General features: G+C 45.4%; 1 protein-coding gene. It reads left to right on the top strand.

The genetic code is table 11. The features are described 5' to 3' along the window. The coding region (locus R8269_RS25220) for a methyl-accepting chemotaxis protein (protein ID WP_318222909.1) at positions 1-1,196 on the top strand (1,196 nt) is incomplete at both ends.

Raw genomic sequence — 1,196 nt, 5'->3', positions numbered from 1 at the left:
ATCCAGCCACGCTGTGGCGCAGTGTATTTATGCCGCGCCAACCTCAATGGACGAGAACGCAACAACGTCAAGCTGACATCCTCTCTTTATTTACCTTCATCGCTTTTCTGGTCGGAATTTATAGCTTAATTAAGTGGTTCAAGCATGGACACGAAAGCTTGATCTTAACTTCTATCATTCTGATTACTCTTGAGCTTATTTCCGCTTCTAGTCTCAAATGGTTTAAGCAACCTGCGTTATCACTTAACCTTGGTTTTGTCGGGATGTCGGTGCATGCACTCAATATCATTTATCAAAGTGGTGGTGTGGTTGATTCAACTCAAACTTATTGGGTGCCTTTGTTGGTTGTCGCTTTCTTCTTATCTGGCACTCGTCTTATCGCTATTGCTTGGAGTGGCGTGGTGATTGCCATTTCCGCCTTAATGACACATCAGCATGTTTCAGGTTTTGAGTTTCCTCAACTGGTATTATCGGAAGCTTCTCAGCGATTAGAAATTTGGTCTGGTACCGTATTGCCGCTGGTGGTGATTTGTATCGCTCAGGCATTTACTGCTAAGCAACGTGATGATGCGATTGAAAATGCCGAAGCAGCAAAAGTCGAAAGTGAACAAGTCGCCAAAAAAGCAACAGAAGGTGAACTGCATCTGGCTGAAGTATTGGAACAAGCTAATTTAAATTCGATAGAGCTGAAATCTGTTTCGCAAGCGCTTGATGAGCAATCATCGCAGTTGGATGAGCAAGTCAATGCACTCAACGTGAATAGTGAATCTCAAGCAAGTGCGGCAGAGCAAATGAGCCAACAAGTACATCACATGGCCACAGGGATTGAAGAGTCGAGCAAGTTTGTGGAAGAGCTGCGCGAGAAGAGTGAAGACGTTCATCAACAAGCAGAGAAAAGCTCTGAACTGCTAGAAGATTCTACTCAAGCCATCAGCCAGATCATTACTAGCCATGAAGAAATCATGAAAGTGGCAGACTTGATTACCTCTGTCGCAGAGCAAACCAACTTGCTGGCTTTAAATGCGGCAATCGAAGCGGCGCGAGCAGGAGATCAGGGTAGAGGTTTTGCTGTGGTTGCCGAGCAAGTACGAGAGCTATCAGCGAAGAGTAGCCAGTCCGCTATTGAGATTCGACACTTACTTGATCGTAGTGAGCAAGAAGTGAAGCATGGTCAAGACGTGGTGACGTCAAGCACC

The sequence above is a fragment of the Vibrio sp. Vb0667 genome, from assembly GCF_033391095.1.
This window is presented reverse-complemented; position numbering and strand designations above follow the sequence as displayed.